Annotated in this window: 7 protein-coding genes; all 7 read right to left on the minus strand. The window is 52.9% G+C overall.

Features of this window, described 5'->3' with window-relative positions; translation table 11 throughout:
- Positions 1 to 57: 57 nt before the first annotated feature.
- The 7 genes from LOC67_RS23690 to LOC67_RS23720 all read right to left on the minus strand — a co-directional run bounded on the left by LOC67_RS23690 (position 58) and on the right by LOC67_RS23720 (position 15,978).
- Positions 58 to 7,107, minus strand: a complete 7,050-nt coding sequence (locus tag LOC67_RS23690; protein ID WP_230265320.1) for a Na+/H+ antiporter NhaC family protein — start codon at positions 7,105 to 7,107, stop codon at positions 58 to 60.
- Between the two features lie 160 nt (positions 7,108 to 7,267).
- Positions 7,268 to 10,729: a vWA domain-containing protein gene (locus LOC67_RS23695; protein ID WP_230265321.1), complete on the minus strand. Its 3,462-nt coding sequence runs from the start codon at positions 10,727 to 10,729 to the stop codon at positions 7,268 to 7,270.
- A complete protein-coding gene (locus LOC67_RS23700) occupies positions 10,726 to 11,280 on the minus strand; it encodes an RNA polymerase sigma factor (RefSeq protein ID WP_230265322.1) in 555 nt (184 codons plus the stop codon). The genes LOC67_RS23695 and LOC67_RS23700 overlap by 4 nt, the downstream gene beginning before the upstream one ends.
- 435 nt (positions 11,281 to 11,715) lie before the next feature.
- Complete coding sequence (locus tag LOC67_RS23705; RefSeq protein WP_230265323.1) at positions 11,716 to 12,213, minus strand: YaiI/YqxD family protein; 498 nt, start codon at positions 12,211 to 12,213, stop codon at positions 11,716 to 11,718.
- Between the two features lie 6 nt (positions 12,214 to 12,219).
- Positions 12,220 to 13,068, minus strand: a complete 849-nt coding sequence (locus LOC67_RS23710) for a dienelactone hydrolase family protein (protein WP_230265324.1) — start codon at positions 13,066 to 13,068, stop codon at positions 12,220 to 12,222.
- 165 nt (positions 13,069 to 13,233) lie between these two features.
- Positions 13,234 to 14,322, minus strand: coding sequence for a Gfo/Idh/MocA family protein (locus LOC67_RS23715; protein ID WP_230265325.1), 1,089 nt, complete (start codon positions 14,320 to 14,322; stop codon positions 13,234 to 13,236).
- A gap of 54 nt (positions 14,323 to 14,376) precedes the next feature.
- Positions 14,377 to 15,978, minus strand: a complete 1,602-nt coding sequence (locus tag LOC67_RS23720; protein WP_230265326.1) for a sulfatase — start codon at positions 15,976 to 15,978, stop codon at positions 14,377 to 14,379.
- Between the last annotated feature and the right edge of the window lie 104 nt (positions 15,979 to 16,082).

Raw genomic sequence — 16,082 nt, forward strand, 5'->3', positions numbered from 1 at the left:
ATCGAATCGATGAAATTGCGTGGCAGGCATCGTATCGTTCGGTACTTGAAGCTCAGGTTAAATTTCGATTGCAGATCCAACTTTAGGTTTCAAAACTGCAGTCCAGGTGCACGCTGCGGCCAACAACGTCAGCAGCGCGATCGTTATAGCGGTTTGCCACCATTCGACTCGCCAGACCCGGGTCAGCTGCAACTGCAATTGCAGTGGAGCGTTCTCACTGACCTGCACCGCTCTGGTGAACCGATACACGGTGCCTTCTTCGGGAAGGCTGATGGTGATCGCTTGCGGAGCTGGCTCGGTGCCATGCTGATGCTGAACCAGACGCGATGCAATTTGACCCAAGACGGCGTTGTCCTCGGATGTGTTTCCTTGCAGTAATTCCGTTAACTGTTGCGGGCGAAAATTCAATTCGTTCTGCAACAGGATCGGGTTGATCGCGGCAGCATCACGTAGTTGCTTGTTATCGTCGAAGTCTGAATCGACCGGGCGATTATCAAGGTAAAGTCGTTGCCGTCGCGTGTTGAGTCCGACGATGGCTTGTTGTCGTTGGAGGTTTTCAAGCTGAACGCGAGCATCCTCGTTGGAGGCCGCGTCGAGGGCGTATTGGTTGGCGACGCTATTGAGTGCCCAAGTTGCCTTGGATTGTTCACCTTTCATCAACAGCTCGTTTGCCTGTTCAAGCAACTTCGATGCCTGCTCGGCTTGCGTTTCACGGCGTCGATTCATTTTTGACAAGTAACTGCCGCGATCATACTCATCACGATAGTCCAATTCGATCAGTTCAAGATCACCATCGTTGTCGGTCAATTCAAATCCCTTTGGCGCGACAACGTTCCACTGGATGTTTTCAAGCGGAACGTTCAGAGTCGGACTAACCAGTGTTAGGTTGGAAACACCATTTCCAGCAGCGGAATACGTAAAGCGGACGGTCGCGCTCCGGTCGTTAATTCCAGGCAAGACATAGAATTGCCATGTGTCGGAGGCTTCGCCAAGTCGAATCGAATTGACGCTTTCTCCGTTGACAAACACATTGAACAAAGTCCCTTCGCCAGGGATCTTGATTGTCATGCTACTGCGCTGAATGACATCCATCGTCAATTCGACAGACGTGAGCTGGTTTCCTGTAGAAGCGAGCACCGTTGTCAGGTTTCCTTCCGCGACACGAAGCTTCAATGCTTCGGCAAGTGAGTGGCGTTGGATGCTGATCGTCAGGGGTTGGCTGGCTCCGACCGAGCGAAACGCAAGAGCAGGCGCGTTGCGGTTTCCGGCATTTCGAATCGCTGTGGGTACACTGTTCCAGTCGATCCGTTGCCAGCCTGTTGGCAATGCTTGGGGCGAAAGTTCCAGACGACCACCGGCACGAATTGCGGCATAGCATGTCAGTTGTTTCGATTCGGGAAACTGGATTGGACGGAGCGTTTCGACGTTTCCTTGGCGATCGCCCCGACGTTCGTACTCGATTTGAAATTGAACCTTGCCAACGATTCTGCGTTTGAATTGCAACTCCCAACGATCCGAATTGGCCGTACTGCGAATGAAGTCACTGACGGCCTCGCCAGTGGCCCGCAGTGTTTTGATCTCGTCCTCAACCAAGCCGGGAAGTTCAATCATGATCGAGCGAACCGACGCGTTTTGAACTTCCATGTTCGCTAACAGCGTCGCGCGCGTTTGACCTTCGCGGAGCGTGATTTCATGGAGAACTTGGCCCGTGACCCACGGGGCAAGTTTTTCGATGCCGAGTTGCAAACTCCAATCGCGTTGCAATATTCGATATGCCAAATTTCCTTGGCCAAGCCCGCCAAGTGAACGCGGATCCGTTTCAGAGACGTTCTCTCGGGTGATTGTGCGGAGACGGATTCCAGTCGTCGGCCGCACCACAAACTCACCCGTCTGTCGCGTTGATTCATTTAGGATGAAAGCCGGTGCTTGCCACTGATCGACATCGGTCGGTGTCGCGGCAGTCAATGTGGCAGTGAAGCTTTGCACGCCAATAGTCTTGCCGTTCAAATGCATCACAATGGTCCGTGTATCTGATTCGTTCACTTCAGACCAGTGGTGCAAAGCAGGACCCGACAATGATTCGACCTCGAATCCCGATGGAAGGGGGAAACTAAGTTTGAAAACACCCGAACGTGTTATTTCGACAGCAAGGTTGATCCCGAAGACAATCCTTTCGTCACCAAAAGAGAGCACCTGCTTGGACTGAACGCGAACTTCAGGCTGCACTGGCGCTACCGCGATCGAGGCTGCACCTGCGTCACCGGTGTATCGGTAAACGCGGTGCAGTGTGATGTCTGTCGAGGGCATCAGGTCATGACGGAAATCACTTAGGTTGACTGCCGACAGTTGATCCGCTTCGATCTTTTCAGGTTGGGCATCCTGGCCAAAACCCAAAGCGATCAAACCAACTTGTCCGTTGGCATTTTCGACAACAAGCGGTTTGACCGTGACTTCAGCTGGTAGGGCACCCAATCCACGTTGAGTTTGAATGGTCAGTTGAAAGGTCGTTGCCTGGGGCGGCTGCAGTTCGATATTCAGTTTCCGAGCGTCCGCATCAAACTGCCACGATTGCACCGGACCGGCGACATCACTTACGGTCAGTTCATCCGGCACGTCGATAACCAGTTGGCTCAGTTGGCCTTGTGACGTGCGGATCTGAAACTGGTGCACTCCGTTGACCACACCAGGTCCCGGCATATAGACCTGACTGCCTTCGACATAGAACATCGATTTTTCAGTCGAAACGTCACGTGCCTTTGGGCGGACAAAGATGACTCCAGGACGCGGCTGAAGAAGGATTTCTGCTTTCGTTTCGTCGGCCGAGTCAGTCGGTTTGATTCGGACAACTGACGGACTTGTCACTTCCCATCCCGATTGGTTGGACGTCACGGTGATGCGTTGGATTCCGGCAATGCCAGTTGGAATCGTGATTCCCGCAAGTGGATTCACTTGTTCAATCTGGTATTCGAATGTCGCTTTGTGCTGCGAAACGGAGTCGTCATCAGAGTCGATCGGGATGCTGACAACATAGGCCGATGAGCCCTCTTGCAACGTCGTCTTTGTGACCGACAGAGAGTCACTTTTGAAGTCCGTTAGTATCGCGGAAGCCTGTAGTAGCATAGCCGAATCACCAGGGCGGCCTGTCAATTCCAAAGTCGCTGTCGCTGACAGTCGTGACTTTTGATGATCAACTTCCCATACCTGCTGAATCACATCGGCGCGAATTAACGAGGCTGTGTCATTGGCGACGGATGGTGATTGTTGACTGGCAACAAGTAATCCGATGAAGAAAAGTAATAGCGGCGCGCTACCTTCTACGATCGGAATGGCTGACGATTTTTTGCGGCTCGATTTGACAAGTTCTTTCGCGGTATGAAACGTGGCACCGACTAGACGCAAGATCGGCTTGATCAGTGCCAAGGCCAGTAAGACGGCGATAACACCAAAGAACAACGGTGCACTTCCCCCGTTAAGAAGAATGCCAAAGGAAATCGATACAAAGCCTAGCAGGTAGGGCAAAGTCGCGAGCTTGCCGGTTGGTGTTTCGGTTTGCGTTTGACCGCGACGCTTCATGCGTTGTCCAACGACCGGTACTAGGACAAGAAAGAGTCCTATCGCAACCAAGACGATCCCGATCCAAGAGATATCCACTCGCCATGCCGGTAGATTGTCCACCAACAGGCTTGCCGATTCACCGATCGAAAGAACTGGAATACTCAGTTCAATCGCTTGCGGGGCTTCAAGGTCCATCCATGCGATGCCGCTGGTGATTGAAGCGACAACAATGGCAACGGCGGTGCTGATGATCCCGACGACTTGCCATGGCGTTGATCGGCGAAGCGCCGACCAGCCTAGGATTGCGAAGAAGGCGGTCAGTGCAAGTGCCGGCAAGCCGCTTCTTGCGACCCAATTGAATCCAATCTGACGCGTAGTTGGACGCGGCGGACGAACATTACCACCCGACGCGATAAGGACCCGATTCTCATCACCCCGAACAACCCATTGGGTTTTCAGCACAGGGGCGTCGATAATCGGCAACGCCAATTCAGGACGTTGCTGGTCAACGCTCGGCTTTCCCAATCGCAATCGAACTTCGACCGGGACGTTGGGATCCGTTCCACCGGGAAGCGGAATCAGGGTCGCATTCTCAGCCTGGCGTGCCGTGACGATTTCGTTGTTGACCGATACTTGCCAAAGTCGAACGGGTTCGGGGGGCAACTGGACACGTAGACTTCGTTGACCACGAGACTTCACGTAGTAAAGCACATCGGTGACAAGCTCACCGTCTTGTGAAACGTGACTTTGGGCCTCCGAAAACTCAACGATTTGCGGAACTGTCGCGCCTGGCTGAAACCAGTCGACGTTAAGTTGCAACTGAAATGGACGTTCGGTGTATTGCCAGGTGCCGAGCGCGGGAGCGGTACTGAGCAGTCGGAATTCGGCCGGCAGTTCAAGCGGGTCGAGCGCGAGCAGGTCATCGGAAGCGGCGACCGTTTCTAAGTCGACCTGCATCGGACTCACTACTTGCACGTAGCCTCTTTCACCTTCGACTTCGAGTGGTGCGACAGAACCGGCTGAGAACTGACCTTGGTCGCGATCGGCCTTCTCTTCAAACGTCACCAATAGGGTGTAGGCGCCCATCACCGGCTGATGCAGTGTCACATACAACGTCGAACCATCCCGTCGCCATGTTCGGACATCTTGGCCTTCGACCATCAGGTTGCCCAACTCTTCGGGGACTGTGAGCTTCCATTGTGAAACCGGGGCTCCGGTAACAAAGTAGTTGACCAATGCGCTCCCATAGATGGTCTGTTGGCTAAGGGAGTAAAGATGGAAAACGTCTGACTGCACGTTGCGTTGCAGCAATTCGATATTCGCAGTCGCGGCCCAATCGGCCTGGCGGATTCGAAAGGCTTGTTGAAGACCAGGCGTGGATTTTGCAAAGTATGCGAGCGGCCGCTCGACGAGTTCGGTCGTGTCTGCAATCGAGATCCTAATTCCGGCGGCACCAACAATGCCGATGTCTCCGCGTGTCGATTTGACCGACGGAAACAACAGTTTGGGCAGTTGCCATTGTCCTGCCGCTGCGGGTTCGTTCTTCTCCAATGTCAACGAGATCAATTGCCGGCCAATGATTTCTTGCCCAAAGAAGATTTTCAATGAGCGGTGTGCATCGGTGATCTCGCTTCCGGCTAAGTAATCGACAACGCTTGCTCCGGTCGCGGAGACAATCGAATAGTCTTCGGGGATCGAAAACTCCCATTCACGGATGGCTGCCTCGCGTATGTCTAATTCGATATCTGCATTGATGACGCGATCCGCTTCGGCGACTTCGTAGCGAGTCAATGTCGAAACGTTGATCTCGGGTTGAATTCGATCGGCAGATACGCTGAAGCCATAGTCGGATGATGGGAAGCGATAAACGAACGTTTGACGCGCCTCGATCGGCTCAGCTGGAAACTGCTCCGGTGACAGCTGAGTCAAACCGCTTAGTTCGACAGGTTCCAATCGAATCGAGCCGAGGTTAGTCAAGCGAAGGTAACCGGAGTGCCTGATGGTCTCTTGCGGTGTGAGACGCAAGCCTTCGACGCGAACCGGAAATTCATCGAGTGCCGTTTGGCTACGAACAATTAAGCGACTCGTGTTTCGGATCGGCTGGCTGAGCGTGATTTCTAAGATCCGCTGGTCATCCTCGGATAGAACTTTCCATCCCAGAATGTCGGTCCCTTGGATATCAAGGATTTCGCCCGGACCAGAAAGGGCAAGCCGAAGTGTATCGAGTTCCCCTTGAAGGACTTGATAGTCAAGCTGGTGTGTTTGCTTTAACAACCCCGCACCGATTTGCGTTTCGATCTGTGCGTTGGTTGTGAAGAAGAGCTTTCCTTCGCCGGTTTTTCTCGCCGTCTTCCAACGCAGGATGACATTCCCAGAAGCAGGCAGGAAACCTGTCCATTGATCTTGCTGCAATTCTGGCACGATCGCTTTTTCGGTTCCGATAAACTGTAAATCGGTGCTTAGACCTTCGATCGAAAGCGGCATGACCGCCCCGGTCGCGATCACGAAGTCGACTCCGTTAAGGTCATTTTCCGTTGTTGTTATTGGAGCTGCAAAGTCGACTTGTAGCGGGAATTCGCCGGCGCTTGGAAAGTCGACTTGGTAGGCGTAGTCATTTTCCTTCTTGGATAGTTTTAGGCGGTGATTATCGGAGGAAGGAATAGTTGTGACAGCCACGTTCCCGGAAAGTACCTGTAGTGAGGCGTTCGGTTTGGTGACGACCGCTGTACCGATCAATTGAAAGGCAATCGATTTGCCAGTTTCGTCAACGACGCCTTCCAGCCGAGCGTCTTCAATCGTCACGGCAGCTTGTGGCACACCTTTGCGTCCGATCTTTAGAGCAAGCTTGCCACCAGTCGTGCTGTGAAAACGTTCCATCCGGCCTTCGTTAAGCACAGGTGAGAAACCATCCACATCAGCGACCGTAAACTGGACTTCAGGGCTGGTTGAAAGAGTCAGATCAGAATCGAAGGCAATCGCGTCCCCTGGCGATAGGTGAAGAAGCTCCACGTCGATCGGTAAACTCGGCAGCTTCGTTATCGAAGAGATTCGCCCGGCAAACTCCACGGCGTCATCCTTCAGTCGAAGATCTAGAAATCGGTTGCCCCCTTCACGACGAACCGACCAGGCCAGCAGCTGTTCCGATTCAACATTTGCGACTTCGCCCCATCCGTTGATTCCCAGGACGAGCACTTCGGGTTTACCTTGAATCAGTTTCGCTGTGATCTCGATGTCATGTGATACCAATTCTTGATCTATCCATACCGATGCTCGCGTTTTAACACTGTAGAAATCCGGCAGTTCTTTTGGTTCTGTCGATCCCTCGACGATGATCGTGGTGTGGCCGGAACGAACGCGTTTGGGACGTTGCTTTTGGTCGATTTCTGTTTTTTGAACTTCATCAGCAACTTCCACATCCGAGGTTTCCGATTGCTCGTCGGTCTGGGGCTCTTGTCCCGGCACGGTGTTCGCTAGCAGACTTGAAAGCGTCAGCAACGCGGTCAGTAGGTATCGACCGAAGGGTAAGATTTGCTTGGATGTTGACAACATCATGATGCTCCGGTAGCAGACCGCGCAGAAGCAAGCTTTGCAGGTCAGGACGCCGTTCAATAAGTGAAGGAGAAAGAAACGTAGGAGGTTTAGCGACGAGTCGCATGGAGGTTCTTGGATCGCAGAAAGTGGATCTGCGAAAATGGAACGTCCAGTCAGTTTGTTAGTTGGAGGACAATTGACTCGCTTGAGTGATCATCTCGATCAAGTCCTTCGTGTTGGATTGTTTCCCCAATGCCGTCGGCAATCCCTGCAGCAGTTCCGTCAAGGTTGAAAACTGAATCGTTTCACCTAACGGTTCGCCCTTGAGCTTGCTTGCGAAGAATGCGGCGGCCGCAGCCAAACGCATGGAGCTGTCGGCGGACTGAAGTCGTGCAGGAGCTGACTGATAGGGGATAGTCCAACGGTTTTCGACCATCTGTCCCGTTTCTAAATCTTGGAAGCGAACCGATACGGTTCCGATTTCACCATCGCCGTCAGGTTTTGCTTGGACTTGGTAAAGTGCGACGCCTGCTTCTTCAGCAGTCAGCTCTGCCGCATCGACGGCATCGTTTCGAAAGTCTTCTTTTTCTAGACGATGCTTTTCAAATCCCAACAGCTTGTAATTTCCAACTCGATTGGGATTGAATTCGATTTGTACTTTGACATTCTTCGCCGAAGGTCGCAGTGCACCGGCTATCTGCTTTGCGAATCCATCGTCCGCCGATGCGACATCGTCTAGCAAGTAGTATCGTCCGTCGCCTTTACGAGTCAGTGTTTCCAAGACCTCATCATTTAGACCCTCGGCACTAATGCCGGCGGCATCGAACGCGATGTCTTCAATGCGCATCGATTCAACAATGTCTGAAAGGTGGCTGGGATTTGCGTCACCTAGATTGACCGCGCCATCGGTCAGAAGGATGACGCGACTTTGTGCTCCCGAACTGCGGTATTGGCGAGCCTTTTGGAAAGCAAGTTCAAGTGCCGACTCGATGTTCGTTCCGCCTTGAATGGGTAGGTTGTCAAGCAATCGCAGCAGTTGGTCGCTCTGTCCGCCCTGTAGATTGTCCGCAATGAGCCGAGGTTGACGCGAAAAGCTGATCAAAGTGACTCGATCATTTGCCGTCAGTTGATCGGAAAGCAGTTTCAAGCCGCGACGGAGGATTTCTTTACGATCCGTTCGCTCCATCGAACCTGAGTTGTCCACTAACAGCGTTAAGTGCAACGGCGTTGATTGGCTTCGTCCAAGAGCGGCCGTTCGCAGCGAAACCCGCATCAAGTTTCGCTGTTGAAGCGAGGGATGAATTGCTTGCTCAATACGACATGCGACTCGTTTATTGTTCTGTGGTAGTGGGTCACCATAGTCGAAAGCGTTGACGAATTCTTCGATTCGAATTTTGCTTTGTTCGGGCCAAGTCCCCCCTGCCAAAGCGGACTTTGCGAGTTTGAACGAAACATCGCTTACATGAAGCGAGAATGTTGAAAAAGCTTCCTCTGCAGCATCGGTCTCGTCGATTGTGACCGATTCGAAGGCGTCCGTGTATGAGCGTTTACGGTCGGTTTGCGAAACCAGCGGTGTGAATCCCAGCGCAACTTGCGGCAGCTCCTCTTCTTGTTCGATGACAATTTTAGGTGTCACACCTAACATCACCGAGCGAGATTCGGATTCAACGGTCCGATACCCTCTGCCAAAGCCCTCCAACTGCGACTGGTCTTCGAATGGGTGATCGGCGAGCCCCGGTAATGCCTTATCAGACAAGGCAATCGCGGCATTGGGAGCCTGCAGGTCTAACGAATTTGGTTCCAGACCACTCGCCGCCACACCGGCCATTCGGTCATCGGCGGAAAGCTGCTTCCCTGCTTTTGCCGTTTCCGCAGTTGGTTGTTGGCTTTGTCCGTTCTGCTGTGAAGGGAAGGCCATGCCAGAGCTAAATGCACCATTGTTCGGCGCAACGCCCCATTCGTTTGGCACGGGAACTCCGTATGGAGCACCGCCTATCCCCTGCCCAAAGAGCAACTGATTGGATGCCTGTTGGTTGGGAAGCGGCGAATTGGGCGAGGCACCATTTGTGACGACGCTGTCTAGCTTTTCTGCCGATGCCGACTGCCGGCCAAGCGATAAAGGCTTTTCGGCGGGTGCGGATTCTGACGCGCCATAACCGAAGGACATCGTTGGTGAGGGCTGTGTCGGAGAGGAAAGCTCTGATTTGGGAGAGGTTCTTCGCATCGATTCTTCGGCCAAGGATTCCTGACGTAATGATTCACCCAAGTCCGATTCAATGGTCGAAAGTTTCGATTCGACTTCGGCAATCTCTTTAGAGGCTTTTTCTCTAAGACTCATTCGTTTCGAGATGGCTCCACGAGTTACAGTCGCGCCCGATTGAGGCGGTTGAACTCCGAGCGTGCCACCCATCGCAAAGTTGGGTGTCATCCCCGATTGTCGCGATTCCGACGGTGTACCTGATTGTTGAAGTGAACGCTCAACGTCTTCGACGATCGTATCGCCACCAACCACTGCGTAATCAAGATAGACTTCGTTGTCGGGTGAAGTTTGAGCTGGTTGATTGTCTCCGGACGGGGCTTGAAATCGGCTCGGCTGATTTTTAAACAAATCATTGAAATGCTGTTCGCCTTCACCACCACGACCCGCGTCGGAGTTGACCGCACCACCTAACACAATACGACCGGCCCTAGCTGGTGCACGTTCGTCAAACCTCCATTTCGTGATCGCGCCGTCAGCGGAATCGGGCATATCACCGAACCGAGGCGTGGGGCTTGCCGCGTCGCCATCGGAGTCAAAGTCGAGGGGCTCACCGAGTCTTTGAAATCGATCATCACGCGAGGGTTCGATCTGGGGTTCTTCCCACGACTCGCCTGAAATCGAGCTTCCGCTGTTTTCGGCGAAGTATAAATTCACTTCGTTTTGCGACTTGGGGACCACTGGCGAATATTTGGCTTGCGGTCCAGGTGTTGGAAGGTATTGAACGTCGTCTTGCAGGTAGAAGTCGCTAACGTTCGTGGGGCTATTGATCGTCTGTTTGATCCTATCGAGAGCTTGTTTCGAACCGGAACTGTTGGGACGATCAATCACAACACCTTTTCCAAGGCCAGACTGTTGAGACGCAGCCAACGCGTGTGATTCCAAGCTAAACTCATCGATGGCGAGCGAGTCGACTACCTCATCGCCACTTGCGATCGACTTCATCGGGCTCATCGCACCGGTACGGACATCGACGGCTTGGTACAACGCGACACTTCCGATCAACCCGAAGAACAACAATGAAGCGGCAATACCGATCGCATACTTGACCAGCCGTCTCATCGGCTCGCCATCGGCCGAATAGGCTGTCAAAGGCTCTGATAGGTCCGGTTGAGGCGATCCCTCCAAAGCCGACAGAAGCTTGTTTCGTTGTTGGTCGGGCAGAACCCAGTTGTCATCCGGGACTTCTCGGTCGCCCTCGCCGATCTGTTCCATCAAGGCGTGCGTCTGCTGCATCTCTCGGTAGAAAGAATTGACCTGTGAATCTTGATCAATCAGACGAAGCAATTGCTCTCGTTCGAAATCCGATGCTTCGCCAAGCACCATCGCAACAATGCGGGCTTCAAGCTGAGGATCAAGCGAAGGAAATTTGGATTCGTCTGTCATGAGTTTTCATCAATTCCGAGCGAACGCAGTCGCTGCGCCAGCTCTCTTAAAATGTGATGCAATCGGTAGCCCACGTTACCGATGCCTAGTCCCGTCCGTTCGCTGATTTCCTTGTATTTGAGGCCTTCAAAGTATTTCAACGTCACCAATTCGCGATCGACGTGATCCAGTTCGGAAAGCATCTCACGAAGCTTTGCCATCGCTTCCATTCGCGAGAACAATGCATCCGGCATTGCTGTTTCACTGTCCTGAGTGGGCTGGTTCGTACCATCGTCGCCCAAGACCTCACGTCGATGGTTGCGGAGGTGGTTGTAAACTCGGTTTCGAACACTTCGATACAACCAAGCTTTGGGAGAGTCGATGTCGTCCCAGCGTTGGTGCAATTGCAGGAACACTTCTTGGACGATCTCTTCCGCCAAGGCCCGTCGCCCAATCAGCGAAAACGCATAGCGCAGCAATCCCGTCTCTTCGGATTCGAACAGTGTTCTAACCGAAGGTTCTAAGGTTTCCTGGTCACCGGACCTGCTGAGCGGCGGCGTCGGTTTCAACATTCACTCTGCTTTTTCTGCATCGGGCAGTCCATCTCGCGAAATTCTCGCCTTCAAATAGATGAACCGGCAGACGCGGGATTCTTAGAGAAGTTTGCAGAAAAGTTTTTTGAGGTGTAGAACGGCCTGCTCAAGCCGCAGGAGTCTCATTCAGCCATTTTACGTATGGCGACGCACGGTAGGAGAAGAAATCCCTGTGCTCGAATGGGTTGATTGGACGACAAGCCGAGCAATCGAGCCCGCCGAAACGAATTTCGCCTTGCCAATCAACTGGACTGAGCAGGCTGGTTTGGTCAGGCTGGACTGAGCAGGGCCGGGCAAAATCGGGACATCGATACAATCCTGGCGAAAACGTAGCGACCGCCGAGGAGTGAAGAAGCAGTTCATAGGGTTCCCGGGCTTTCCAGGACCACGCAGCCCCATCTTTCTGAAAAGAACCTATTTCAATCGTTTCGTCAGTGTTCGATCGAGTTGGTTAGCAAATGTCTGGGCGTCTTTCTTGCCAAATGCTTTGGGGCCGCCGGTTTCGACACCGGAAAGTCGAAGCTGCTCCAGAAGGTCGCGGGTCGCCAGACGATTGTGAATATTTCGCTCGTTGTAAAGGTCACCCCGGCTTGTGATAACCACAGCCCCTTTTTCGATGACTCGGGCGGCTAGTGGGACGTCATCGGCGATGACGATATCGCCATGGGCAGTCGCAGCGACGATGGCATGGTCCGCCATATCAGCCCCATCGCGGACGGTGATACGACGAACCCATTGCGATTTAGGAATCGGGATCGATTGATTGGCGACAACAACCACCTTGATCTCTCGCTTCTCAGCCGCTCTGAAGACGAGTTCCTTGATCGCGACGGGGCAGGCATCTCCATCAACCCAGATCGTCGGTCGATCCGGGGGCGCTGCCTCGTCGGCATTGTCATCTTGACGATTCACCAATCACTACACCAAAGCTTTTTCGAACAGGGCTAACATTCGCGACCAAGCACGCTCGGCCTGCTCTTCGTTATAAACCCGCGTGTCAGGTGGGCACCATCCGTGCCCCGCAGGATAGACCTCAATTTCTGCCTTTAGATTCGCGTCGGCAAAAGATTCTTTCAATACCGTCTTCGATTCAGGGTCACGCTCGTCGTCGTTCTCGGCAATCGCGATCAAGAATTGAGCTTGCATTTTTGGGATCAATCGGTGGGGGCTGTCGGGATTGTCACTGACCAATCCACCACCATGAAAAGTGCACGCGGCGCCGACACGTGTCGGAACGCTCGCAGCTGTTCGCATCACGATTGGCCCGCCCATGCAGTAACCGGTGGTGCCAACCTTTTTCGCCGTGTCGACTTCGGGTTGTTGATCCAACCACCCGATGAACGCTTTCGCATCCGTTGCCTGAGTTTCTGGGGTAAGAGATCTCGCCAGCGGGATGACGTCCACAATGGGTGTGCTCGCACCGTCTTTCGCTGTCGGTGCAGCTTGTTTGCGGTAGAACGGATTGACAACTAAGACGCTGTAACCTGATTCGGCGAGCCGTTGAGCCATTTGTCGGAACGCTGGACGCAATCCAAAAATGTCTGGCCAGATCAAGACCGCTGGTGAAGCCCCTGCAGTTGGCGTGACATAAAATGCATCACATTTTCCGTCGGGTGTCGTGATGGAAACATCGCGACCGGAAACCTCTTTGGCGTCCGCGATCTGCGGAAATAGCATCGCAGCTCCCATACCCGCGGCTGCCATCGCCCCGAGATCTCGACGCGAGTATTTGGAAAGGTCTTCTTCGAAATGATCTTGATCACACATGTTCGATGGCCAGGGAAAACGAATGAGGCTAACTGGTAAAACGACATGTCAGTTTAAGACACTGCCAAGCTTGGTTGCGATCAGGCTCGCTGAACCGCCATTGCTGTACAAAAATCAGCAGGATCGCTGTTGGCGTCAGAGTGATTGATCGCGATAACGACGGAGCTAAATCACCCCGCTCGCGCGAAGGATGGCTTCATGAGTCGCGACGTCATGAGCTGCGTCCCAGCGGAGCGTTTTCTCTCCCCGAATCACAGCGGCAAGATCGAGGAACTCGGCGTCGTAACGGCCGCTTGGCTTTTGAAAAGAAACGTCCTGAAACCCTTTGCGGTACGTCCCACGCGGTTTGGCTAGTCCGAGTCGGCCCTTGGGGTGTGGTTCCAAAGGATTGATTTCGAAGGTTCCTTCGGTTCCCGTCACAGAAAATGAACGGCGAGGGCCTCCCATCGGGTCAATGTGATTGCATCGAATCGTTGCCAAGGTCTTTGGGTATTCTAAGATAGCGAGCTGGTTATCGGCAAAGTTGTCTTTGGAAGGAAACGAACGTCTATTAAATGAACTGACGCCGGTAGGCGGGCCGAGCAGATAAACGACTTGGTCAATCAAGTGACACGCCAGTTCAAACATTCCGCCGCCGGCGTACTTTGAAAGGTCAAGTCGCCCCGCGTCATTCATGTATTTACCCATCATCGCATTGATTTCGGTGATCTGGCCAAGCCATCCATCATCAACAATTTGCTTTGCGAACTCGAAAGCAGGGTTGTACCGAAGCATATAGCCCATCTGAATGGTGCGATTGTTTTGAAGGGCCAAGTCATGTAACCGGCGGCAAGCATCCAGGTCTTCGCCTGCGGGTTTATCCAAGTGAATGTGTAGATTGTTTTCGATACAGCGTATGGCTGTCGGAACAAGTTCTACTACTTCCGTCTCAACCGCGACGGCTTGCAAGCCTTGTTGTGCAAACAGTTCGCGTTCGGTCATCCATGGAATGTCTGCGAATGACTCGTGATCACGAAGCTGCGATCGACGCTCTGCGTCCGGTTCAACAACGCCGACGACTTCGAATACATCGGGGAACTTTCGGATCGCTTGAAGTTTGCCGATCGCGTGTGCATGCTTGGTCCCGATCTGCCCAATCTTGATTGGCGATTTGACAGTCGCTGGCTCGGAATCCTTTGCGGTCGCGTTGCTAGTGCATGTGGTGGCAATCGCGGTACCGATTATCCCGAGTGTTTGTCGTCGGGTTGGTTTCATGTCGTTAACAGCAAGAATAGCGGGTGGGATTTTTGGCGAAGGAAGGCGGCGTCATTATAGTTTCTCTTCGGGCATCGCGGCACCAACTCGCATTCGCCATTGTTTTAGCATCGTCCGCATTTCTTCCACTTTGTCGGGCATTGCCTTCGACAAGTCATGCTGTTCCGAAATATCGTCTCGGAGGTTGAAAAGTTGGACGGAGCCGTTTTCAAAGTACTCTAGTAATTTGAAGTCTCCCATCCGGATCGCACCTCCAGGGCTTTGCATCCCGTGATTGCTGTAGTGTGGGAAATGCCAATAGATGGCCTCACGCTTCAAATCACCGGTGCCGGTCAAGAGCGGCACAAGGGTTGTTCCGTCGACTTTTGCGGTAAGTGGAGCTTGTGGGCGAGTGATGTGTTGGATGGTGGGAAAGAAATCGTTGCTAATCACGGGGACATCACAAGTGGTTCCAGGTTTGGTCTTCTGCGGCCAGCGGATCAGTAGTGGTACCCGTATTCCGCCTTCGTAAAGCCAACCCTTTGCGCCTCGCAGAGGAAGGTTGGACGTTGAATACGCAAGGTCCAGTTTCTCAGGTGAGATTCGTCGATCAGGGCGACCAAAGTTGGCTGCGGCCATTCCGCCGTTGTCAGAGAAGAAGATGACAACGGTACGTTCCGTCAGGTTAAGTGCATGAAGCTTGTCGAGCACCCTTCCAAAGCTTTCGTCCATCGATTCGAGCATTGCCGCAAACTGAACATTGTCTTGCCGTTGTTTGATTTTCACCATCTGCTTGGGAAGGACTTTATAGCCCGACCAACCGGAGCGATTCAAAAGTTGCAAACGCTCTTCAGCAGTGGTTGCCGACTCTGAATCCGGATTTCCTTCGAGTAGATACGGCTGGTTGTCTGCACCTGATGCACTGGTATCTTGGGTTTGCGCAGCTTGCAGTTTGCGCTGGTATTTTCGAACAAGGTCATCGCGACCTTGAATCGGATCATGAACCGCAAAGTGTGATAGGTAGAGGAAAAACGGTTGCTTGGAATTGGTGTCGATAAACCGAAGTGCTTCGTCGGTCAGGCGGTCGGTAAGATAGTCGCCATCATGGTCTTCCAATCCCTCGAGCTGAAACGGTGCATGATATCCGGCTTTGGGCCAACCTTTGTTCCACCTCGGGACTTGCACATCAAATCCTTGATTCAAGGGCCCATTGGGATCTTCGCCAAGATGCCATTTTCCGAAGTGTCCCGTTTGATATCCTATTGAACGAAGATGTTCTGCGATGGTGACCTCGTCCAACGGCAGTGCCGGGCATATGTCCGCGTTCTCAAGCTTTTGAAAGTCGAACTCTTTGCGACCTGGTAGCCAATCTGTCAACTGTAGCTTCGCGGGGTATTTCCCCGTCATGATGCTTGCCCGAGTCGGCGAACAAACGTGGCACGCGGCATACGCCGAAGTGAATCGCATGCTTTCAGCTGCAAATTGATCGATGCGAGGAGTTTCGTAGAACGAACTGCCGTAACACCCAAGGTCTCGCCAACCCAGGTCGTCAACCAGAAAGAACACGATGTTCGGAAGAGTCGATTCGCTTGTCCCATCTGCAACGGCTTGTTCCTGATTTGCCAATGAGAAACAAATCGCAAGTACGAATGCGATGTCGCGGATAGCGGCTTTCATATTTCACGCACCAGATACACGCTAAAGATAAAACGCAGAGAGGCGAAGACCGCAGAGATTGCTAAAACTGACCTTCTGTGAGCCTGGAAACACGGTGCCTATCA

Source organism: Stieleria sp. JC731, from assembly GCF_020966635.1.
In the GTDB taxonomy this organism is placed as follows: domain Bacteria; phylum Planctomycetota; class Planctomycetia; order Pirellulales; family Pirellulaceae; genus Stieleria.